18 protein-coding genes are annotated in these 19,473 nt (G+C 64.9%); 5 read left to right on the top strand and 13 right to left on the bottom strand.

Annotated features, from left to right (window positions below; translation table 11 throughout):
• Window positions 1-193 precede the first annotated feature (193 nt).
• Complete coding sequence (locus tag RIN61_RS00765; protein ID WP_112252601.1) at window positions 194-712, top strand: DMT family transporter; 519 nt, start codon at window positions 194-196, stop codon at window positions 710-712.
• On the opposite strand, the gene RIN61_RS00760 is transcribed toward RIN61_RS00765, so the two are convergent.
• Window positions 713-1,621 carry a LysR family transcriptional regulator gene (locus RIN61_RS00760; protein ID WP_112253231.1) on the bottom strand — a complete coding sequence of 303 codons (909 nt, stop codon included), beginning with the start codon at window positions 1,619-1,621 and terminating at the stop codon, window positions 713-715.
• 336 nt (window positions 1,622-1,957) lie between these two features.
• Here RIN61_RS00760 and RIN61_RS00755 point away from each other — a divergent pair, with 336 nt between their 5' ends.
• Both RIN61_RS00755 and RIN61_RS00750 read left to right on the top strand, forming a co-directional pair.
• A complete protein-coding gene (locus tag RIN61_RS00755) occupies window positions 1,958-2,932 on the top strand; it encodes a quinone oxidoreductase family protein (RefSeq protein WP_112252600.1) in 975 nt (324 codons plus the stop codon).
• Window positions 2,933-2,965: 33 nt separating this feature from the next.
• Window positions 2,966-3,886: a LysR family transcriptional regulator gene (locus RIN61_RS00750; protein ID WP_112252599.1), complete on the top strand. Its 921-nt coding sequence runs from the start codon at window positions 2,966-2,968 to the stop codon at window positions 3,884-3,886.
• 136 nt (window positions 3,887-4,022) lie between these two features.
• Here RIN61_RS00750 and RIN61_RS00745 read toward each other — a convergent pair whose 3' ends face one another.
• Complete coding sequence (locus tag RIN61_RS00745) at window positions 4,023-4,352, bottom strand: hypothetical protein (protein WP_112252598.1); 330 nt, start codon at window positions 4,350-4,352, stop codon at window positions 4,023-4,025.
• A gap of 204 nt (window positions 4,353-4,556) precedes the next feature.
• Between RIN61_RS00745 and RIN61_RS00740 the strand changes: the two genes are divergently transcribed.
• The gene (locus RIN61_RS00740; RefSeq protein ID WP_112252597.1) at window positions 4,557-5,306 is read left to right on the top strand and encodes a FadR/GntR family transcriptional regulator; all 750 of its coding nucleotides are present in this window, start codon (window positions 4,557-4,559) and stop codon (window positions 5,304-5,306) included.
• A 133-nt stretch (window positions 5,307-5,439) separates the two neighbouring features.
• Here the strand turns inward: RIN61_RS00740 and RIN61_RS00735 are convergent, their stop codons facing one another.
• The 11 genes from RIN61_RS00735 to RIN61_RS00685 form a co-directional block, all read right to left on the bottom strand.
• Complete coding sequence (locus RIN61_RS00735; RefSeq protein ID WP_112252596.1) at window positions 5,440-7,020, bottom strand: aldehyde dehydrogenase (NADP(+)); 1,581 nt, start codon at window positions 7,018-7,020, stop codon at window positions 5,440-5,442.
• A gap of 186 nt (window positions 7,021-7,206) precedes the next feature.
• On the bottom strand, window positions 7,207-8,760 hold the full coding sequence (gene garD / locus RIN61_RS00730) for a galactarate dehydratase (RefSeq protein WP_112252595.1): 1,554 nt from the start codon (window positions 8,758-8,760) through the stop codon (window positions 7,207-7,209).
• Window positions 8,761-8,839: 79 nt separating this feature from the next.
• Window positions 8,840-10,201 carry an MFS transporter gene (locus tag RIN61_RS00725; protein ID WP_112252594.1) on the bottom strand — a complete coding sequence of 454 codons (1,362 nt, stop codon included), beginning with the start codon at window positions 10,199-10,201 and terminating at the stop codon, window positions 8,840-8,842.
• A gap of 103 nt (window positions 10,202-10,304) precedes the next feature.
• Window positions 10,305-11,216: a 5-dehydro-4-deoxyglucarate dehydratase gene (kdgD, locus tag RIN61_RS00720; RefSeq protein ID WP_112252593.1), complete on the bottom strand. Its 912-nt coding sequence runs from the start codon at window positions 11,214-11,216 to the stop codon at window positions 10,305-10,307.
• A 448-nt stretch (window positions 11,217-11,664) separates the two neighbouring features.
• The gene (locus tag RIN61_RS00715; RefSeq protein WP_015270696.1) at window positions 11,665-12,474 is read right to left on the bottom strand and encodes a gamma-glutamyl-gamma-aminobutyrate hydrolase family protein; all 810 of its coding nucleotides are present in this window, start codon (window positions 12,472-12,474) and stop codon (window positions 11,665-11,667) included.
• Between the two features lie 420 nt (window positions 12,475-12,894).
• Complete coding sequence (locus RIN61_RS00710) at window positions 12,895-13,677, bottom strand: amino acid ABC transporter ATP-binding protein (RefSeq protein ID WP_286675479.1); 783 nt, start codon at window positions 13,675-13,677, stop codon at window positions 12,895-12,897.
• A gap of 22 nt (window positions 13,678-13,699) precedes the next feature.
• Window positions 13,700-14,944, bottom strand: coding sequence for an NAD(P)/FAD-dependent oxidoreductase (locus RIN61_RS00705; protein WP_112252590.1), 1,245 nt, complete (start codon window positions 14,942-14,944; stop codon window positions 13,700-13,702).
• 16 nt (window positions 14,945-14,960) lie between these two features.
• The gene (locus tag RIN61_RS00700; protein ID WP_215521262.1) at window positions 14,961-15,671 is read right to left on the bottom strand and encodes an ABC transporter permease; all 711 of its coding nucleotides are present in this window, start codon (window positions 15,669-15,671) and stop codon (window positions 14,961-14,963) included.
• Window positions 15,668-16,387 carry an ABC transporter permease gene (locus RIN61_RS00695; protein WP_313855277.1) on the bottom strand — a complete coding sequence of 240 codons (720 nt, stop codon included), beginning with the start codon at window positions 16,385-16,387 and terminating at the stop codon, window positions 15,668-15,670. Before RIN61_RS00695 ends, RIN61_RS00700 begins: the two co-directional genes overlap by 4 nt.
• A 171-nt stretch (window positions 16,388-16,558) precedes the next feature.
• Window positions 16,559-17,311 (bottom strand): transporter substrate-binding domain-containing protein, encoded by a 753-nt coding sequence (locus RIN61_RS00690; protein WP_112252589.1) that lies wholly within the window; start codon window positions 17,309-17,311, stop codon window positions 16,559-16,561.
• Window positions 17,312-17,333: 22 nt separating this feature from the next.
• Window positions 17,334-18,206 (bottom strand): MurR/RpiR family transcriptional regulator, encoded by an 873-nt coding sequence (locus RIN61_RS00685; protein ID WP_112252588.1) that lies wholly within the window; start codon window positions 18,204-18,206, stop codon window positions 17,334-17,336.
• A 143-nt stretch (window positions 18,207-18,349) separates the two neighbouring features.
• On the opposite strand from RIN61_RS00685, the gene RIN61_RS00680 reads away from it, so the two are divergent.
• Window positions 18,350-19,375 (top strand): Ldh family oxidoreductase, encoded by a 1,026-nt coding sequence (locus RIN61_RS00680; RefSeq protein WP_313855274.1) that lies wholly within the window; start codon window positions 18,350-18,352, stop codon window positions 19,373-19,375.
• Window positions 19,376-19,473 lie beyond the last annotated feature (98 nt).

Below are 19,473 nucleotides of genomic sequence, written 5' to 3'. Positions count from 1 at the left end.
CCACAGAGATCGCGCCAACTTCTGGAATTTGAGCAAGACAGTTGCTCCCATAGATACGGCTCAGGCTTCACTGCGCGGCACCTGTGGATCGTGTATCCATGTGGTGAATAAAGTACGTGCACACTTTCGATTTCCATGGATAAAGGGAATTTTCCGATCATTGCCTGAACATATGTCACGAATGAGGACTGCCATGTTCAGCAAGACCTTGTGCCTTCTGGCGCTTCCCTTTGCCCTGGCGTTGCTTGCCGGTGCCGTGCTGCCGTTCCAGGCTGCGGGTAATGCCGCCGTAGGTCGGGCGCTGGGGCATTGGTTGTGGGGCGCGTTCACGTCATTGACGGTTAGTTCGCTGGTGGTGATCGTCGCGTTGCTGGTCCTGAGGGTGCCGGCGCCGGACATGGGCAAAGCCCTGCAGGGGCCCTGGTGGCTGTGGGTTGGCGGTGTGCTGGGGGCGCTGTACGTGGCCGGTGCCGCTGCGCTCACCCCCAGGCTGGGCGCAGCGGGTTTCCTGGTGCTGGTGGTGGCAGGGCAGATCATCACGGCGGTGGTCGCAGACCACTTCGGAGTGATGGGGCTGGGGGGCAAGCCGCTCAACCTGGCCAGGTTGGCAGGTGTGCTGCTGATCCTCTGCGGCGTGCTGCTGGTGCAGGGCACCTGGGCAGCAGGCACGCCGGCCAGTGCCACTGCTGTGGTGAAACAGCCGGAAGGCTGATCAGCGCCCCGGCTGGCTGCACGCCCACACGGTCTCCCGCAGCCAGCGATGCCCGGGGTCGTCGTCCTTGCGGCTGTGCCAGGCTTGCTGGTAATCGAACGAAGGAATCGCCAGTGGCGGCTCGAACCGGCGCAATGCCCTGTGCTGGTGCAGCGAGCCCACCGCGCGGCTGGCCACGGTCAGGATCAGGTCGGTACCGGCCAGCACATCCACCGCCGCACTCCAGTGCGGCAAGGCCAGGGCAATCCGCCGACGCAGGCCTTGCGCGGCCAGGGCGCGTTCGATTTCATCGAAGGCATCCGGCTGCATGGCCATCAGCACATGCGGACGGGCCAGCCAGTCGTCCAGGGCCAGGCCGCCGCTGGCCGGCAGCACCTGGCGGTCGGCAACGCTGATGAAGCTGTCGGTGAACAGCGGCTGTGCAGTGATGGCCAGGGGCAGGTCGGGGAAGATGCCCAGGGCCAGGTCCAGTTCACCATCGAGCAACTGCGCCAGCATGGTTTCGCGGCTGGCCTGGCTGATGGCCAGGTCCACCCCGGGCGCGACCTGGCGCAGATGGCGCAGCAGGGGTGGCAGGATGATCCGCGAGGAATAATCGGACAGCGAGAGCCTGAAGCGCCGCTGGGCCTTGGCCGGTTCGAACTGTGGGGCAGCCAGCAGGCCGTTGAGGTTGCCCAGGGCGTCGTGCAGCGGTTTGGCCAGCGATTGGGCGCGAGCGGTCAAGGCCATGCGGCCGTTCTGGCGCACCAGCAAGGGGTCGTCGAAGTGCTTGCGCAACTGCGCCAGGGCGTGGCTTACCGCCGGTTGGCTGCGGTGCAGGCGCAGGGCGGCGCGAGTCACGTGCTTTTCGGTCAGCAGGGCGTGCAGGGCGAGCAGCAGGTTGAGGTCGATCTTGCGTAATTCATCCATGGTGCGAATGGTCTTGGCCATCTCCTACGGTTTTGATCAGCTTAACAAATACCCAAAGCTGGCGCGGTCCCTGTAGGAGCGGCCTTGTGTCGCGATGGGCCGCGCAGCGGCCCCGACAAACTTTGCTCGAAGCTGAAAACCTGGGGCCGCTTCGCGCCCCATCGCGACACAAGGCCGCCCTACAAGGACCGTGTCAGTCGTTGGGGTTATACTCGCAACCCGTTTCATGGGGGTCCCTGCTGCAAGGGGTGCAGAAATCATCTGCATCCCGCCTGATTGTTCAACTTTTGCTGCCTGTTTAGCCTGACTCGAACACCCATCCAACAGGATTCGATCATGGCTACCCGCATCGTTCTCAACAGCACCGGCAGTGCCGATGTCATGCATCTTGAACACTTGCAAGCACAAGCCCCTGGGCCCGGCCAGGTCTGGCTGGAGCAGACGGCCATGGGGGTCAACCCGCTCGACTTGTTGCAGCGCAAGGGCGGCGCCCCTCTGGACCTGCCTTCCGGGCTGGGGCTGGAAGGGGCTGGGCGGGTCGCTGCCGTCGGCGAAGGGGTACATGACGTGCAGGTGGGTGACCGGGTCGCCTACGCCATGGGCCCGGTTGGCGGTTACGCCAGTGGCCGCCTGTACCCGGCCGAGCGTCTGGTCAAGCTGCCGCCTCAGCTGGATGACCAGGCCGCCGCCGCCGTGCTGTTCAAGGGCATCACCGCGCAGTACTTGCTGAAGACTACCTATGCCGTGGGCCCCGGTAGCCAGGTGCTGTTGTACGGTGCCGCCGGTGCCTTGGGCCAGCTGATGGCGCCCTGGGCGAGGCACCTGGGGGCGACGGTGATCGGCGTGGTATCACGCCCGCAGAGCGTGGCAAGGGCGCAGGCAGCGGGTTGCCACCATGTGCTGGTGTTCGACGCTACAACCTTGGCCGGCCAGGTCCGCGAGCTGACCCAGGGCCAGGGCGTGGACGTGGCCTATGACTGTGTCGGCAAGGTGTCGCTGCAAGCCTCGCTGGACAGCCTGCGGGTGCGTGGCTTGCTGGTGTCGTTTGGCGGCACCTCCGGCGCGCCGGCGGCCATCGAGGTTGCCACGCTCAACGCCAAGGGCTCGCTGTACCTGACCCGGCCGTCGCTGGCGGCACACACCCGCACGGTCGACGAGTACCAGCAGCGCGCCGACGATGTGCTGGCGGCGGTCGCGGAGGGTATCATCCAGCCTCGGGTCTGGCGTCGCTACCCGCTGGCCGAAGCGGCCAGGGCCCACGGGGACCTGGAGCAAGGGCTGTCGGAGGGCGCGCTAATCCTTACTGCCTGATCCCTGACCCACAGCCTTGTGCCGAGCCTTGCCATGGATGCCTTCGACAGCCGCCGCGCCGATGAACTTGCCACCTTGCTGGCGCTGCACGAACAGGGCTCGTTTGCCGCTGCCGGGCGCCAGTTGGAGCGCCATCCCACGGTGCTGTCCAAGCGCCTGAGTGCACTGGAGATGCGCCTTGGCATTCGCCTGGTGGAGCGCAGTACGCGGCAGTTGCGTTTCACCGATGAAGGCGAGCGGCTGGTGGCCAAGGTGCGCGAGGCCAACCGACTGATAGCAGAGGCCGAACAGGAAGCTGCCGAGGGGGCGGTGGCGGTACGCGGGCGCCTGCGCCTGGCGCTGCCGGCAGCCATGGGGCGGCGCTGGTTGAGCGCAGTGCTGGCTGATTTCGTGCTGGCCCACCCGCAGGTGATGGTGGAGGCCGAGTATGCCGATCGTTTCGTTGACCTGATCGGCGAGGGTTTCGACGCCGCCATCCGTATTGGCGAGCTGGCCGACAACCGCCTGGTGGCCAGAAAACTGTGCGATCATCGGCGCATCCTGTGTGCGTCGCCCGAATACCTGGCCCGGCATGGCGCACCTGTGCATCCGGAGGACCTTGCCGGGCATGACTGTTTGGGTTTCAGTGGTTTGCGAAGCTTTCCCGAATGGCGACTGATGAGTGGCGGGCAGCAGGTGAGTGTCAAGGTTGCCGGCAGCCTGCGCAGCAATGACAACGAAGCGCTGCTGGAGGCGGCGCGACGTGGCGTTGGCATCCTGGCGGGAGGGGACTGGCTGATGGGCGAGGACCTCGCCGCCGGGCGCTTGGTGCGGGTGCTGCCGCAATGGCAGCTGGATGTGGCGGCAGGCATTTACCTGGTACGGCCGACCGCGCGCCTCAACAGTGCTGCCCTGACGGCTTTCAAGGCATGGATGGAGGCACGCTTCGAGGCCGGTGCACCCTGGCGGCGATAGAATTGCACATAACTAATTGAATTGGCAGGGACCCTGTGGCAGCGGCTTTAGCCGCGAACACCGGCGTAGCCGGTGCCATGCACCACGTTGGATTCTTCGCGGCTAAAGCCGCTCCCACAGGGTACGCGGGCAATCGTTATCGTCTTGCTACAGCATGCTGCACGCACTGCTCGTAATAGGTCTGCTTGATCGCTGCCGGCTTGATCCGCGAACGGCTGTTGTAGGTCTGTTCGGTAATGCCGAAGGCGGTCATGCGCATCCACGGTTTGGGGAATTTGCGTGCCTGCAGCTTCTTGCGCGTGGCATACAGGGTTACCCCGGAAAGCTTGGCCTGCTGGGCCTCGGCGGCTATCTGCGCACCCCAGCCGCAGGTGTGGCGATCGTTCTGGCTCAGCGCCCGTGCCTGGGCGCCGAAAGCGAGCGTGGCCAGCAGGCAGCCGGCCATCGTTGCTAGAAGTACTCGCATGTTGCTGTCCTAAGCATCTGAAGGAAAACGAAGTTTGCCTTCACAAGCAGGCACTGGGGGCCAGCAATTTGCCGTCAGATCATGGTCGCTGACCATCGACTGGTGGCATGCAAGCCGAGAGAATAAATACCGCACTGCGAGTATGTGATCGTACAACTGCTTGCGCTATGATGAGCGCTGTCTTTCAAGGTGAAATACAGGGCAATGACAGAGCAGCAGGTACAGGCAAAGACCCGGCGCAAGCCGCGCAGTCTGGCCCAGGAACTGGTCACGGTGCTGACCGAGCGCATTCGCAGCGGCCAGCTCAAGCGCGGCGACAAGCTGCCGACCGAATCGCAGATCATGGCCGAAGAGGGAGTCAGCCGCACGGTGGTGCGTGAAGCGATCTCGCGGCTGCAGGCCGCCGGGCAGGTCGAGACCCGCCACGGCATTGGCACTTTCGTGCTGGACGCACCGGCTGCGGGTGGTTTCCGCATCGACCCGGCGACCGTGGTCACCCTGCGCGAAGTATTGGCGGTGCTGGAATTACGCATTGCCCTGGAGATCGAATCGGCGGGCCTGGCGGCGCAGCGGCGCAGCGATGAAGAGCTGGCCGGCATGCGTGCGGCGCTGGACGAACTCAACGAAGGGGCTGCCCACGCCACGGATGCGGTGTCGGCGGATTTCCAGTTCCACCTGCGCATTGCCCAGGCCAGCGGCAACCACTACTTCGCCGACATCCTCAACCACCTGGGCACCAGCATCATCCCGCGTACCCGGTTGAACTCGGCGCGGCTGGCCCATGATGACCAGGCGCACTACATGAGCCGGCTGATGCACGAGCACGAGGCGATCTATGAAGCCATCGCCCGGCGTGATGGCGAAGGGGCGAAGATGGCCATGCGCATGCACCTGAGCAATAGCCGGGAGCGCTTGCGCCAGGCGCATGAAGAGGCCGAGGCGCAGGGGGCCTGAGGCTTTCGTCGCCTGTACCGGCCTCTTCGCGGGCGCGCCCGCTCCCACAGGGATCACCGAGCTTGAGCCCTGTGGAGCCACAGCCAAAAGAAAAGCCCCGCCATGCGCGGGGCTTTCTGGTTTCAACGGGCGATCAGATCGCCCCGTCACTCCACTGCCCATTCACCAGCCGGCGCAGCCCCAGCGGGTTACCGTCGCGCAATGCCTCGGGCAACAGCGCCTGCGGGTAGTTCTGGTAGCACACCGGGCGCAGGAAGCGGTCGATGGCCAGGGTACCGACCGATGTACCGCGCGCATCCGATGTGGCCGGGTAAGGCCCGCCGTGCACCATCGCATCACACACCTCGACACCGGTCGGATAGCCATTGACCAGGATCCGCCCGACTTTCTCTTCCAGCAGCGGTACCAGCCAGGCGAAGGTCTGCAGGTCTTCCGGCTCGCCGATCAGGGTCGCGGTCAGCTGGCCGCGCAGGCCGAGCAGGGCGGCGCGCAACTGGTCGTTGTCCTGCACTTCCACGGCAACGGTGGTCGGGCCGAACACTTCTTCCTGCAGCAGCGGGTCAGATTCCACCAACAGGCGGGCATCGGCCTTGAACAGCTGGGCGCGCGCCTGGCTGCCTGCCTGCGCTTGGCCGGCCAGGTGCTCGATACCGGCATGGGCGTGCAGGTGCTCCAGGCCTCCGACGTAGCTGCGCAGGCCACCGGCATTGAGCATGGTCTGGCCGGCCTGCTGGCCCAGGTGCTGGCCAAGTTCGGTCAGCAGTTGGCTGTACTGCGGCGACTGCAGGCCGATCACCAGGCCCGGGTTGGTGCAAAACTGGCCCGCGCCCAGGCACACCGAACCGGCCAGCTCACGGGCGATGGCTTCGCCACGCTTGGCCAGGGCGCCCGGCAGGATGATCACCGGGTTGATGCTGGACATCTCGGCGAATACCGGGATCGGCTGCGGGCGCTCGGCGGCCATGCGGCACAGGGCGTCACCGCCTTTCAGCGAGCCGGTGAAACCGACGGCCTGGATAGCCGGGTGCTTGACCAGCCACTCGCCGACGCCGCCACCGAACACCATGTTGAACACGCCCTTGGGCATGCCGGTGCGCTCGGCGGCGCGCTGGATGGCACAACCGACCAGGTCGGCGGTGGCCATGTGGCCGCTGTGGGCCTTGAACACCACTGGGCAACCGGCAGCCAGGGCCGCAGCGGTATCGCCACCGGCGGTGGAGAAGGCCAACGGGAAATTGCTGGCGCCGAACACGGCCACCGGGCCGACGCCGATGCGCATCTGGCGCAGATCCACGCGCGGCAGGGGCTGGCGCTCGGGCAGGGCCAGGTCGATGCGAGCACCGAGGAAGTCACCACGGCGCAGCACCTGGGCGAACAAGCGCATCTGGCCGCTGGTGCGACCGCGCTCGCCCTGGATACGGGCAGGGGGTAGGGCGGTTTCACGGCAGACGATGGCGACGAAGGCGTCGTCCAGTTCGTCTATCTCGGCGGCAATGGCGTCGAGGAATTCGGCGCGCCGCGCCGGGGCCAGCTGGCGGAATTCGGCGAAGGCGGCGGCGGCGGCCTTGGCGGCCTGGTCCACCTCGCTTTCGGTGGCCTGGGCGAAGCTGTAGGGCAGGGCCTCGCCGGTGCTGGCGTCCAGGCTCTGCAGGCGCTGTGAGCCAGCGGCGCTGCGCTGGCCGGCGATGAAGTTGTGGCCGAGGATTTCAGGCATGGGGTGCTCCTCTAGAGAGTAGTGAAGGAAGAGAACGTGTTTGAGGCGTTTGCTCGGTCCCTGTGGGAGCGGGTTCACCCGCGAAGCAGGCAACTCGGTGTATGGCACCGGCTTTGCCGGTGTTCGCGGGTGAACCCGCTCCCACAGGGGCCGCGTTGCACTGTTGAATTGGGCAAGCCGTTGGCATCAGGTAATCGGTGCCGGGTTGAACAGGGTTATGTCGTTGTGCAAGCGATGCTGTTCGGCCCAGGTCTGCTTGCGACCGCTGGCAACGTCCAGGTAGTAGTGGAACAGTTCCCAGCCCAGCTCCTCGATGGTCGAGCGGCCGCTGGCGATGCGCCCGGCGTCGATGTCGATCAGGTCGGGCCAGCGCTGGGCCAGCTCGCTGCGGGTGCAAACCTTGACCACTGGCGCCATGGCCAGGCCGTACGGGGTGCCGCGACCGGTGGTGAACACATGCAGGTTCATGCCGGCAGCCAGTTGCAGGGTGCCGCAGACAAAGTCGCTGGCCGGGGTGGCGCAGAAGATCAGGCCTTTGCGGTTGACCCGTTCACCCGGGCCGAGCACGCCCTGGATAGCGCCGCTACCGGACTTGACGATCGAGCCCAGAGACTTCTCGACGATATTCGACAGGCCGCCCTTCTTGTTGCCCGGCGTGGTGTTGGCACTGCGGTCGGCGGCGCCTTGCTGCAGGTAGCGGTCGTACCAGTCCATTTCGCGTACCAGGGCGTCTGCGACCTGCTGGTTTTCCGCCCGCGAGGTGAGCATGTAGATGGCGTCGCGCACTTCGGTCACTTCAGAGAACAGCACGGTGGCGCCGGCGCGTACCAGCAGGTCGGCGGCATAGCCCAGCGCCGGGTTGGCGGTGATGCCCGAGAAGGCATCGCTGCCGCCGCACTGCATACCCAGGATCAGTTCGCTGGCCGGCACGCTTTCGCGGCGGCGCTGGTCGAGTTTCTTCAGGCGGGTTTCGGCCAGTTCCATGATCTGTTCGATCATTTCCACAAAGCCCAGGCTGGCGTCCTGCAGGCGGTACAGCCACGGGTCGCTGAGGTCCACTGACGGGTCGTTGTCATGCATCACCTGGCTGGCCTGCAGCTTTTCGCAGCCCAGGCTGATAACCAGGGCTTCGCCGCCCAGGTTGGGGTTGCGCGCCAGGTTGCGCACCGTGCGGATCGGGATGTAGGCATCGCGCGCATTGATCGCCACGCCGCAGCCATAGCTGTGGGTGATGGCCACCACGTCATCGACATTGGGGTACTTGGGCAGCAACTCGCTGCGAATTCGCTTGACCGCATGCTCCAGCACGCCGGCCACGCACTGCACGGTGGTGGTGATGCCGAGGATGTTGCGGGTGCCGACGGTGCCGTCGGCGTTGCGGTAGCCTTCGAAGGTGAAGCCTTCGAGCGGCGGCAGCGGCTGCGGGACGGCGTCGCAGCGTGGCAGGCTGTCCAGCTCCGGCGCGGCCGGCATGGCCAGCTGGCTTTCCTGCACCCAGCTGCCCTGGCGCAGGTCTTCCAGCGCGTAACCGATGATCTGCCCGTAGCGGCGCACCGGTTGGCCCTTGGCGATGGCCACGGTGGCCACCTTGTGGCTCTGTGGCACGCCCTCGACCAGGGTCAGGCCGTCGGTGAAGCGGGCGCCTTCGCCCAGGCCGCCATCGTTGACCACCACCACGACATTGTCGTCATCGTGCAGGCGGACGTAGCGGGGCGAGTCGGAATGTTCGATCAACTGCATGTTCGGGCCCTACTTGTCAGGTTTCTCAGGCTTTTGTACATCCGCCCGCGGCGGGGGTGGCCGACGCGGGCGTGTTCACTCAGTGGTGCGAGCCGGCCAGTTTGCTGCCGGCCGCGGGCTCGGCGTCAGGCTTTGGGCTTTCACGCAGCTCGATGCGCTTGATCGGGCCAACAATCACCAGGTAGCTGAACACCGCTACCAGGGCGTTGGCGCCGACATACACCAGGGCCCACTTGAACGAACCCGTGGCGCTGATGATGTAGCCGATGACGATCGGCGTGGTGATCGAGGCGATGTTGCCGAAGGTGTTGAACAGCCCGCCCGACAGCCCGGCGATCTGCTTCGGCGAGGTGTCGGCGACCACCGCCCAGCCCAGTGCACCGATGCCTTTGCCGAAGAACGCCAGGGTCATGAAGCCGACCACCATCCACTCAGCGTCGACGTAGTTGCAGAACACCATGGTGGTCGACAGCAGCAGGCCGCAGACGATCGGCAGTTTGCGCGAGAAGGTCAGCGAGTTGCCGCGGCGCAACAGCCAGTCGGAGATCACCCCGCCCAGCACGCCACCGATGAAGCCGCAGACCGCCGGCAGCGAGGCGATGAAACCAGCCTTGAGGATGGTCATGCCGCGCTCTTGCACCAGGTACACCGGGAACCAGGTGAGGAAGAAGTAGGTGATGGCGTTGATGCAGTACTGGCCCAGGTACACGCCCAGCAGCATGCGGCTGGTCAGCAGTTGCTTGATGTAGCCCCATTTCGGGCCGTCGTTGCCGCGCTTCTGGTCCATGTCCACCAGGCCACCGTTCTGCTCGATGTGCTCGAGTTCGCCTGGGCTGATGCGTGGGTGTTGGCGCGGGTTGTAGATGGTCTTCAGCCATACCATGGAGAACACGATGCCCAGCGCGCCCATGACCACGAACACATGCTCCCAGCCGAAGCTGAACACGATCCAGCCCATGATCGGTGCGAACAGTGCGGTGGCGAAGTACTGCGCCGAGTTGAAAATGGCCGAGGCGGTGCCGCGTTCCTGGGTCGGGAACCAGGCCGCGACGATGCGCGCATTGCCCGGGAATGACGGGGCTTCGGCAAAACCGACCAGGAAGCGCAGGGTGAACAGGGTCACCACCGCCCAGGCAACCGGCAGGCCACCGACAAAGCCCTGCAGCAGGGTGAACAGCGACCAGGTGAAGATGCTGAAGGCGTAGACGTTCTTGGAACCGAAGCGGTCGAGCAGCCAGCCACCAGGAATCTGGCCAGCCACGTAGGCCCATCCGAAGGCGGAGAAGATGTAGCCGAGGGTCACGGCATCGATGCCGAGGTCTTTCTGCAGGCTGGAGCCCGCGATTGCAATGGTGGCGCGGTCAGCGTAGTTGATCGTGGTCACCAGGAACAGCATGAACAGGATCAGGTAGCGCACATGCGTCTTCTTCGTCGCTTGCATGCTGGAGTACTCCCACTATTTATTTTTGTGCGGGCTCACGAATTGTAACCGGAGTGGGGCTGGCCCACTCCGGGCGCGGCATCTGGCAGGCCGCGGGCGGCGCTTACTGCGGGCCCATCTTGTCCATCAGCGCGGCGAGTTGTTCGTACTCTTCGGCGGTGAGGTCGGTAAGCGGAGTCCGCACCGGGCCAGCGTCGTGACCGGCGATCCTGGCGCCGGCCTTGACGATGCTCACGGCGTAGCCGGCCTTGCGGTTGCGGATGTCCAGGTACGGCAGGAAGAAGTCGTCGATCAGCTTGGCCACGGTGGCGTGGTCGTCACGGGCGATGGCGTTGTAGAAGTCCATGGCGGTCTTCGGCACGAAGTTGAACACGGCGGAGGAGTACACCGGCACGCCCAGGGCCTTGTAGGCAGCAGCATACACCTCGGCGGTCGGCAGGCCACCCAGGTAGCTGAAGCGGTCGCCCAGGCGGCGACGGATCGACACCATCAGCTCGATATCACCCAGGCCGTCCTTGTAGCCGATCAGGTTCGGGCAGCGCTCGGCCAGTTTTTCCAGCAGGTCGGCGTTCAGGCGGCAGACGTTGCGGTTGTAGACGACTACGCCGATGTTCACTGATTTGCATACCGCTTCGACATGGGCGGCGACGCCTTCCTGGCTGGCTTCGGTCAGGTAGTGCGGCAGCAGCAGCAGGCCTTTGGCACCCAGGCGCTCGGCTTCTTGCGCGTATTCGATGGCCTGGCGAGTGGAGCCGCCGACGCCGGCGAGGATGGGGACCGACTTGGCGCAGGTGTCGACGGCGGTCTTGATCACCTGGCTGTATTCGCTGGCGGCCAGGGAGAAGAACTCACCGGTGCCGCCGGCGGCGAACAGGGCGCTGGCGCCGTAAGGGGCCAGCCATTCCAGGCGCTTGGCGTAGCCAGCGGGGTTGAAGTCGCCCTGGGCGTTGAAGTCGGTGACCGGGAAAGACAGCAGGCCGTGGGAGAGGATGGATTTGAGTTCTTGTGGAGTCATTGTTGTTGGCATCCTGTGGCGCTTGGGTGAAGGGTGTTGTTATGCGTTGGAGGTAAGTTATCGTACAACTTGTACGATGACTAGTCCCTTGGGGAGATTTTTTTGTGGAGGGGGGCAGAAGGAGTATTGTGGCCTGTGCCGGCCTCTTCGCGGGTAAAACCGCTCCCACAGGTACCGTGGCGCGCTTAAAGATGCGGAGATTCCTGTGGGAGCGGGTTTACCCGCGAAGAGGCCGGCACAAGGAACAACAAGAGATGCCCGATACCCAGATGGCAGACCAGCTGCGATCAGTCATCGTATCTCTAGGCGGGGAAGAAAAAAGATCGCGGAGACAGGCACAAGCCCGCCGCCCGTTTCCACGGGAAGTGTTCTGGGACCAGCAGAGGGTGACCGGGAAAACGGGGGCGGCCTTGCGCCGCCCCGCGATCAAAGCAGAGGAAAGCTAGGGTCAGGCAGCGTGCTGGCGCTTGATTTGCGCCTTGCGTACCTGGGCTCGGCAAGCATCACCGAAAGCCTGGAAGATCTTGATCGAGTCCGGGTTCTTCGCCGCTTGCCACTCCGGGTGCCACTGCACGGCGAACAGGAACGGCGAAATGCTCGGGGCATGGATCGCCTCGACCAGGCCGTCTTCGGCATGGGCGATGGCCTCGATACCGGCACCGAGCTTGTGCAGCCCCTGGCCATGCAGCGAGTTGACGCGAATCTCGTCGGTACCCAGGGTGTCACGCAGCCAGCTGTCCGGCTTGATCTTCACGCCGTGTACCTGGGCGTATTGCACCTCGACCGGGTCTTCCGGGTTTTCCCGGTGGTCATTGAAGCCAGGCTCGGCGTACACCTTCTGGTAGATGTCGCCACCCAGGGCCACGTTGATTTCCTGCATGCCGCGGCAGATGCCGAAAATCGGCAGGCCACGCTTGATCGCGGCCTTGACCAGCGGAATGTCGAACAGGTCGCGGTTCTGGTCCTGGCCTTTGCCGGGGGTTTCGTTCTCCTGGCCGTACAGGGCCGGGTCGATGTTGCTGCCGGCGCCGGTCAGGTACACGCCGTCGGCCATGTCCAGATAGGTCTCGAGGTCCTCGATGCCGCAGCAGGTGGGCACCAGCACCGGGACGCAATCGGAGAACTCGACCAGCGGGGTGATGTATTTGTGGGTCATGACCTGGTAGTCATGGCCTTTTCGCTCTTGGCTGCCCATGGTCATCAGGACGACGGGTTTGCGCAGGGAGGGTTGCTTGTTGCCAATGTTGCTGTTGGACATATGTCACCTTGGGACAGGTTCGGCCTGTCGTTGTTGTGCAGGTGCACGGCGCGGGGCCATGGGTGCGACCTGTAGCCCCGAGCACTGCCGGCTCGTCGGAGGCGACGATTCCGGTCGGGGCTTGTAGATAGCTTGCCAGAGCCGTTCGATATGTCAAACGACGGAGCAGGGCTTGATGGCAGGGAATGCGCCGGTTTTTGGGGGCTGAAACCGATGCGGGCCTGTGGTGGCGTGGGTTTGGCGGGAGGTAAGGTCAATAATATTTAACGATGCAGTTGGGTCTTTGCAGCGGTGCAATGATGGTGTTGCCTGTTCCGGCCTCTTCGCGGGTAAACCCGCTCCCACAGGATTACCTTGGCCTTCAGGACCAATGATGAACCTGTGGGAGCGGGTTTACCCGCGAAGAGGTCGGAACAGGTCTCAGTGCAGTATCTGCGCCAGGAACCCCTTGGCCCGCTCGGTACGCGGCTGGTTGAAGAATACCTGTGGCGGGCTGTCTTCGATGATCTGCCCGCCCTCGAGGAACAACACCCGCTCGGCCACCTGGCGGGCAAAGCCCATTTCATGGGTGACGCAAAGCATGGTCATGCCGGTGCCGGCCAGTTGCACCAGCACATCCAGCACTTCGGCAACCATCTCCGGGTCAAGCGCCGAGGTGGGCTCGTCGAACAGCATGATGCGCGGCTTCATGCACAGCGCCCGGGCAATCGCCACGCGCTGCTGCTGACCGCCAGACAGCTGGCTGGGGTACTTGTGCGCCTGGCTTTCGATGCCGACCTTGCTCAGGTACATGCGCGCCCGCTCCTCGGCGTCCTTGCGCGACAGCCCGCGCACGCTGGTGGGGGCCAGCAGGCAGTTGTCGAGCACGCTCATGTGCGGGAACAGGTTGAAGTGCTGGAACACCATGCCGATGTCGCTGCGCACCTGCGCTGCTTCGCGGCTGGTGGCCGCCAGGTCGATGCCATCCACCTTGATGCTGCCCTGCTGGGCAACTTCCAGGCGGTTGATGCAACGGATCAGGGTCGACTTGCCGGAGCCGGACGGCCCGCACAGTACGATGCGTTCGCCTTCACGCACTTGCAGGTCGATGTTGCGCAGCACGTGGAACGCGCCGTAGTGCTTGTTCAGGCCCTCAATGCGGATCAGCACCGGGCGCAGGTCGGGTTCGGGGGCAAGGGTGGCAAGGCTCAGTGGTGCGGTCATCTTGTTGTTCTCCCGCAGGGGTTCAGTCGAAACGGGTCGCGCTGTAAGGCGCGGGGTCGGTGAAGGGGCGTTCGCCGGTGACCAGCTCGGCCACCAGCCGGCCGCTGACCGGGCCCAGGGTAAGGCCGTGGTGGGCGTGGCCGAAGTTGAACCACAGCCCCGGGTGGCGCGGCGCCGGGCCAATCACCGGGCGCATGTCGGGCAGGCACGGGCGGCGGCCCAGCCAGGGGGTGTCGTCCAGGCGCTCGCCCAGGGCCGGGAACAGCTTGCGCGCCAGGGCTTCGCAGCGGCCCAGCTGGATCTGGTTGCCAGGCGCGCTGCTGGCGTCGAACTCGATGCCGGTGGTCAGGCGCACGCCGCGGGCCATTGGCGCCAGCACGTAGCCGCCCTGGGTGTCACAGATGGAATGCTCCAGTTGCGCGCCGTCACGGGTGCTGTAGTGCATGTGGTAACCACGCTTGATCGCCAGCGGGATCTGGTAGCCCAGGCCGCTGAACAGGTCGGCCGATTGCGGGCCGAGGCAGGCCACCACCTCGTTGGCGGTAATCGGGCCGCGGCGGCTGTCCACCCGCCATTGGCCGTCGACCTGGCGCAGGCTGCGCGCATCGCCATGCAGGAACTGCCCGCCGCGCTGCGTGAACAGGGTGGCGTAGCCGCGGGTGAGGGCGCCGGGGTTGTTCACGGTCTTGGGGTCGAGCCAGTGGATGCCGCCGACCACGCTGGCGTCCAGCTGGTGCTCGCGGGCCTGCAACTGCCCGCATTCGAGGATTTCGAACTGCAGGCCATAACGGCTCAGGCCCTTGGCGTCGGCCTTGGCCTGCTCGAACAGCACCGGGTCACGGAACACTTCGATCCAGCCTTTGGCCTGCACCAGCCCTTCCAGGCCGGCAGCAGCGATGAATGCGTCGTGCTCCTCTACGCAGCGCTGCACCAGCGGCAGCATGTCGGCGGCGGCCCCGGCCAGGCGCCCGGGGGCCGACTGGCGCCAGTAGCGCCACAGCCAGGGTGCGGCCTTGGGCAAGTGCAGCAGGCTGTAGCGCACATCGGGTTGGCGGTTCAGGCCGTAGCGCAGCAGTGCGCCCAGTTGCCGGGGGAAGGCATAGGGGATGACGCTGGAGCGCTCGATCAGCCCGGCGTTGCCGTGGCTGGTGCCGCAGCCCGGCTCGTCGCGGTCGATCAGGATCACCTGCCGCCCGCGGGCCTGCAGGTGCAGCGCGGTGCTGACGCCGACGATGCCGGCGCCGAGGACAAGGGTCTGGCAATGCATGGAACGTATCCTTCGGTCAGTTCAGGTGGCGGCCCAGGCGGGCTTCCAGGTGTTTCAGCAGGCGCCGCACCAGTTCGACGATCAGCAGGTAGAGCACGGCGGCCCACAGGTAGATCTGGAAGTCGAAACTGCGCGAGAAGGCCAGTTTGGTTACGCCCATCAGGTCGTAGATGGTCACCAGCGAGGCGATCGCGCTGGCCTTGATCATCAGGATCAGTTCGTTGCCCAGCGGGCCGATGGCCACCAGCAGCGACTGCGGCAGGATCACCTTGAAGAAAGTGGTCGAGCGCTTCAGGTTCAGCGCCCGTGCCGCCTCATGTTGCCCGGGGGCGACGGCCATCAGGCTGCCGCGGAAGATCTCGGCCTGGTAGGCGGCGGTGTTCAGGGTGAACGCCAGCAAGGTGCAGAACCACGCCTCGCGGAAGAACCACCACAGGCCGACGTCCTGCCAGAAGCCCTTGAGCGAGCCCAGGCCGTAATACAGCAGGAACAGCTGGGCCAGCAGCGGCGAGCCGCGGAAGAAGTACACATAGCCGGCGGCCATGCGCTGCAGCAGCAGGCTGCGCGACATGCGCGCCAGGGCCAGCAACAGGCCGAGCACGGCACCCAGGCTGAAGGAAATCGCCACCAGCTTGGCGGTTACCAGCAGGCCATCGAGGAAGCGCGGGCCGTAGCGGTCGAGCAGGTCGGGGTCGAGGACCACCGCCAGCAGTTGTTCGAAGCTCATGCGCGTGCTCCTTGCAGGTGGCGGTTGCTGCGCCGTTCGATGAAGGCGAACACACGCCCGGAAATGGCGGCGAACAGCAGGTAGCCCAGGCAGGCGATGCCATAGAAGAACATCGGCTCCTTGGTCACGCTGACCGCCAGGTTGGTCTGGCGCATCAGGTCGACCAGCGAGATGGTGGATACCAGCGAGGTGTCCTTGAGCAGCGACAGCCAGTTGTTGGACAGGCCGGGCAAGGCGATGCGGGTCAGTTGTGGCAGCAACACCTTGAAGAAGCCGGTGCGCTTGCTCAGGCCCAGCGCCGAGCAGGCTTCCAGCTGGCCCTTGGGCAGGGTCTTGAAGGCTGCCAGCCAGATCTCGCTGGAGAATGCGGCGAACACCAGGCTGAAGGCGATCATCGCGGCGAGGAAGGTATTGATCAGGAACTCACCCTGGTAGCCCATGGCCGCGAGAATCTTCTGCGCAGCGATCTGGCAGCCGTAATAGATGATCAGCAGTGTCAGCAGTTCGGGCAGGCCACGGAACACGGTAGAGAAGGTGGTGGCCCAGGCCCGCGGCAAGCGCTTGCGCGAGCGTGCTGCAAGGGCGACCACCAGGCCCAGCGGCAGGCCGATGGGCAGGCAGGCCAGGGCCAGGGAAACGGTTACCAGCGCGCCGGCCAGCAGCGCCTGGCCCCAACCTCCACTGGCGAAGGACAGCAAGGACAATTGATCGAGCATGACAAACCCCTAGGATGGGCAACGCGGACTTTTTGTAGGAGCGGCCTTGTGTCGCGAAAGGGCTGCGGAGCAGCCCCAGGATCTATGCCGCAGCAGGGATTGCCGGGGCCGCCTTGCGGCCCTGTCGCGACACAAGGCCGCTCCTACAGAAATTGCGCAGTTTCCTGAAGATCAGTTGTAGATATCGAAAGCGAAGTACTTGCTGGCGATCTTCTGGTAGGTGCCGTTGGCCACGATCTGCTGCAGCGCGGTGTTCAGGCGCTGGCGCAGGGCTTCGTCGTCCTTGCGCACGGCAATGGCGGCATCGGCCTTGGTGTTGGCCACGTCGCCGAGGATCTTGCAGCAGTCCCCGCCGTTCTTGGTCATCCATTCGTTCAGGGGGAACTTGTCGGCAATAACACCGTCCAGGCGGCCCGCAGCCAGGTCGGCGTTGGCTTCGTCCATGGTCGGGTACAGCTTCACATCGGCACCGGCCTTGGCATAGACGTCTTCGGCGTAGATGGCCTGGGTGGAGGACGACTGGGCGCCAACGGTGTAGCCGTCGAAGTTGGTCTGGGCGTCGTTGATCTTGCTGTCCTTGGCCACGGCGACGGTCAGCGGGGTGCGGTAGTAGTGGTCGGTGAAGGCGATCTTCTTGCGCCGTTCTTCGGTGTTGATCATCGACGCGACCACTGCATCGTACTTGCGTGCCATCAGCGCCGGGATGATGCCCTCCCAGTCCTGGGCCACCAGCGTGCACTCGACCTTCATCTGCTCGCACAGGGCATGGGTGATGTCCACGTCGAAGCCGTGCAACTGGTTATTGGCATCGACATAGTTGAAGGGCGGGTAGGCGCCCTCGGTGGCGAAGCGCAGGGTTTCGGCACTGGCGGTACCCGACAGCAGCAGGGCACACGCACCCACCAAGGCCATGGTCTTGTTCATCTCGCACCTCATTGCACTCTTGCTATTGTTGTTTTCCCGTCGACCACGAGGTGTAGCCGACGAATTCGTTATGTAGAGCGGCAGTTGCTTCCAAGCGTTTTTCAACATCCGGTCCGAGCTTCTTGCAGACCTCGTTGACCATCAGGTGCACCCACGACAGCATGGTCGAGGTGGATTCCCAGAACAGGTTGAACTCGGTGGGGATGCGGAACACCTCGTCGGCGTTGGCATCGGCCCAGTCACAGAAGGGGTCGGTCACCAGGGTGACCGCAATGCCAGCCTCGCGCGCCTTCTGGCACAACAGCAGGGCATGGCGGGAATAACGGCGGGCCTCGAACACCACCAGGGCGCTGTCTTCGGCGCGGCCCAGCAATACTTCGCCAAAGTGCCCGGCGCTGATATCGACCAGCTGCACGCCATCGCGCAGGTACTGCAGCAGGTGGCTCATGCACATGGCGATGCCGCGCTCGGTCTGGAAGCCGGCAATGAACACCCGCCGTTTGCTCGCCAGGCGCTGGGCGACACTGTGCCAGGCGCTGCCCTGGCGATACTCGTGCACGCGCACCAGGGCGGCGATTTCCAGCTCCAGGCTGCCTGCGTTGTCGCTGGCGTCCTGGTTCTGGCGGTAATCTTGCAGGCGATCGCCCACCAGCCACGGTCCATCGCCCAGGTCGTTCTGCAGGTCTTGCTTCAACGCCTTGAGGTGGGCATAACCCAATGAACGACAGAAGCGGCCGACACTGGATTCGCTGACGCCCAGCTTGACGGCAATGCTGGCCGAGGTCTGGAACGGCAGTTCATGCAGGTTGGCGAGCATGTAGCTGGCGATCTTGCGGCCCGAAGCAGCGGCCCCTTCGAGGCTGTTTTCCAGGCGTTGCTTGATCGGTTGGCTCATGCTGCTGCTCCAGGGGTAAGGCTTGCGAAAGAAAATGGCTGTTTTCTGTCATCAAGTCAACATTTGACAGATAGCTGTCACATGCCGGAAAGTTTTTGTCGTTGCAACGCTGTAGCCATTCCAATTCCAACAAGGAGCTTCAGATGTCCGCACCTTCCACCAGCACCGTCGTGCGCGTGCCTTTTACCGAGCTGCAGGGCCTGTTGCAGAGCATCTTCCAGCGCCATGGCTGCAGCGAAAGCGTGGCCCGGGTACTGGCCCACAACTGCGCCAGCGCCCAGCGCGATGGTGCCCACAGCCATGGGGTGTTCCGCATGCCCGGCTATGTTTCGACATTGGCCAGCGGCTGGGTCGATGGCCAGGCCACGCCGAAGGTCAGCGACGTAGCGCCCGGTTATGTTCGCGTCGATGCCGCAGGCGGTTTCGCCCAGCCGGCGCTGGCAGCGGCCCGTGAACTTCTGGTGGCGAAGGCGCGCAACGCCGGTATCGCCGTACTGGCGATCCACAACTCGCACCATTTCGCCGCGCTGTGGCCGGATGTGGAACCATTCGCCGACGAAGGCCTGGTAGCCCTGAGCGTGGTCAACAGCATGACCTGCGTGGTGCCGCACGGCGCCCGCAAGCCGCTGTTCGGCACCAACCCCATCGCCTTTGCCGCGCCCTGCGTCGAACATGACCCGATCGTCTTCGACATGGCCACCAGCGCCATGGCCCATGGCGACGTGCAGATTGCCGCGCGCGCTGGCCAGCAATTGCCGAAGGGCATGGGAGTGGATGCCAATGGTGAGCCGACCACCGACCCCAAGGCGATTCTGGAGGGCGGCGCCTTGCTTCCATTTGGCGGGCACAAAGGCTCGGCCTTGTCGATGATGGTGGAGTTGCTGGCGGCGGCACTGACCGGCGGCCATTTCTCCTGGGAGTTCGACTGGTCGGGGCACCCGGGGGCGAAGACGCCATGGACCGGGCAGCTGATCATCGTCATCGACCCGAGCAAGGCCGAGGGCGAGCGGTTTGCCCTGCGCAGCCGCGAGCTGGTCGAGCAGATGCAGGCGGTGGGGCTGACGCGCATGCCGGGCGAGCGGCGTTACCGCGAGCGCGAGGTGGCCGAGGAGGAGGGGGTGGCGTTGACCGAGCAGGAGCTGCAAGGCCTGAAAGAGTTGCTTGGCTGATCCGGCCCTTTCGCGGGTGAACCCGCTCCCACAGGTACTGCGCAGGTTTCAAGGGCAGTGATATCCCTGTGGGAGCGGGTTCACCCGCGAAGAGGCCC

Source organism: Pseudomonas inefficax (assembly GCF_032164165.1).
In the GTDB taxonomy this organism is placed as follows: domain Bacteria; phylum Pseudomonadota; class Gammaproteobacteria; order Pseudomonadales; family Pseudomonadaceae; genus Aquipseudomonas; species Aquipseudomonas inefficax.
This window is presented reverse-complemented; position numbering and strand designations above follow the sequence as displayed.

Coding starts and splice junctions, on each gene's coding strand:
- RIN61_RS00710 (WP_286675479.1), bottom strand. CDS start 13,677: ATGACCGCACCACTGAGCCTTGCCACCCTTGCCCCCGAACCCGACCTG.
- garD (WP_112252595.1), bottom strand. CDS start 8,760: ATGCAGTTGATCGAACATTCCGACTCGCCCCGCTACGTCCGCCTGCAC.
- RIN61_RS00765 (WP_112252601.1), top strand. CDS start 194: ATGTTCAGCAAGACCTTGTGCCTTCTGGCGCTTCCCTTTGCCCTGGCG.
- RIN61_RS00685 (WP_112252588.1), bottom strand. CDS start 18,206: ATGAGCCAACCGATCAAGCAACGCCTGGAAAACAGCCTCGAAGGGGCC.
- RIN61_RS00690 (WP_112252589.1), bottom strand. CDS start 17,311: ATGAACAAGACCATGGCCTTGGTGGGTGCGTGTGCCCTGCTGCTGTCG.
- RIN61_RS00760 (WP_112253231.1), bottom strand. CDS start 1,621: ATGGATGAATTACGCAAGATCGACCTCAACCTGCTGCTCGCCCTGCAC.
- RIN61_RS00705 (WP_112252590.1), bottom strand. CDS start 14,944: ATGCATTGCCAGACCCTTGTCCTCGGCGCCGGCATCGTCGGCGTCAGC.
- RIN61_RS00715 (WP_015270696.1), bottom strand. CDS start 12,474: ATGTCCAACAGCAACATTGGCAACAAGCAACCCTCCCTGCGCAAACCC.
- RIN61_RS00725 (WP_112252594.1), bottom strand. CDS start 10,201: ATGCAAGCGACGAAGAAGACGCATGTGCGCTACCTGATCCTGTTCATG.
- RIN61_RS00755 (WP_112252600.1), top strand. CDS start 1,958: ATGGCTACCCGCATCGTTCTCAACAGCACCGGCAGTGCCGATGTCATG.
- RIN61_RS00695 (WP_313855277.1), bottom strand. CDS start 16,387: ATGCTCGATCAATTGTCCTTGCTGTCCTTCGCCAGTGGAGGTTGGGGC.
- kdgD (WP_112252593.1), bottom strand. CDS start 11,216: ATGACTCCACAAGAACTCAAATCCATCCTCTCCCACGGCCTGCTGTCT.
- RIN61_RS00735 (WP_112252596.1), bottom strand. CDS start 7,020: ATGCCTGAAATCCTCGGCCACAACTTCATCGCCGGCCAGCGCAGCGCC.
- RIN61_RS00745 (WP_112252598.1), bottom strand. CDS start 4,352: ATGCGAGTACTTCTAGCAACGATGGCCGGCTGCCTGCTGGCCACGCTC.
- RIN61_RS00740 (WP_112252597.1), top strand. CDS start 4,557: ATGACAGAGCAGCAGGTACAGGCAAAGACCCGGCGCAAGCCGCGCAGT.
- RIN61_RS00700 (WP_215521262.1), bottom strand. CDS start 15,671: ATGAGCTTCGAACAACTGCTGGCGGTGGTCCTCGACCCCGACCTGCTC.
- RIN61_RS00680 (WP_313855274.1), top strand. CDS start 18,350: ATGTCCGCACCTTCCACCAGCACCGTCGTGCGCGTGCCTTTTACCGAG.
- RIN61_RS00750 (WP_112252599.1), top strand. CDS start 2,966: ATGGATGCCTTCGACAGCCGCCGCGCCGATGAACTTGCCACCTTGCTG.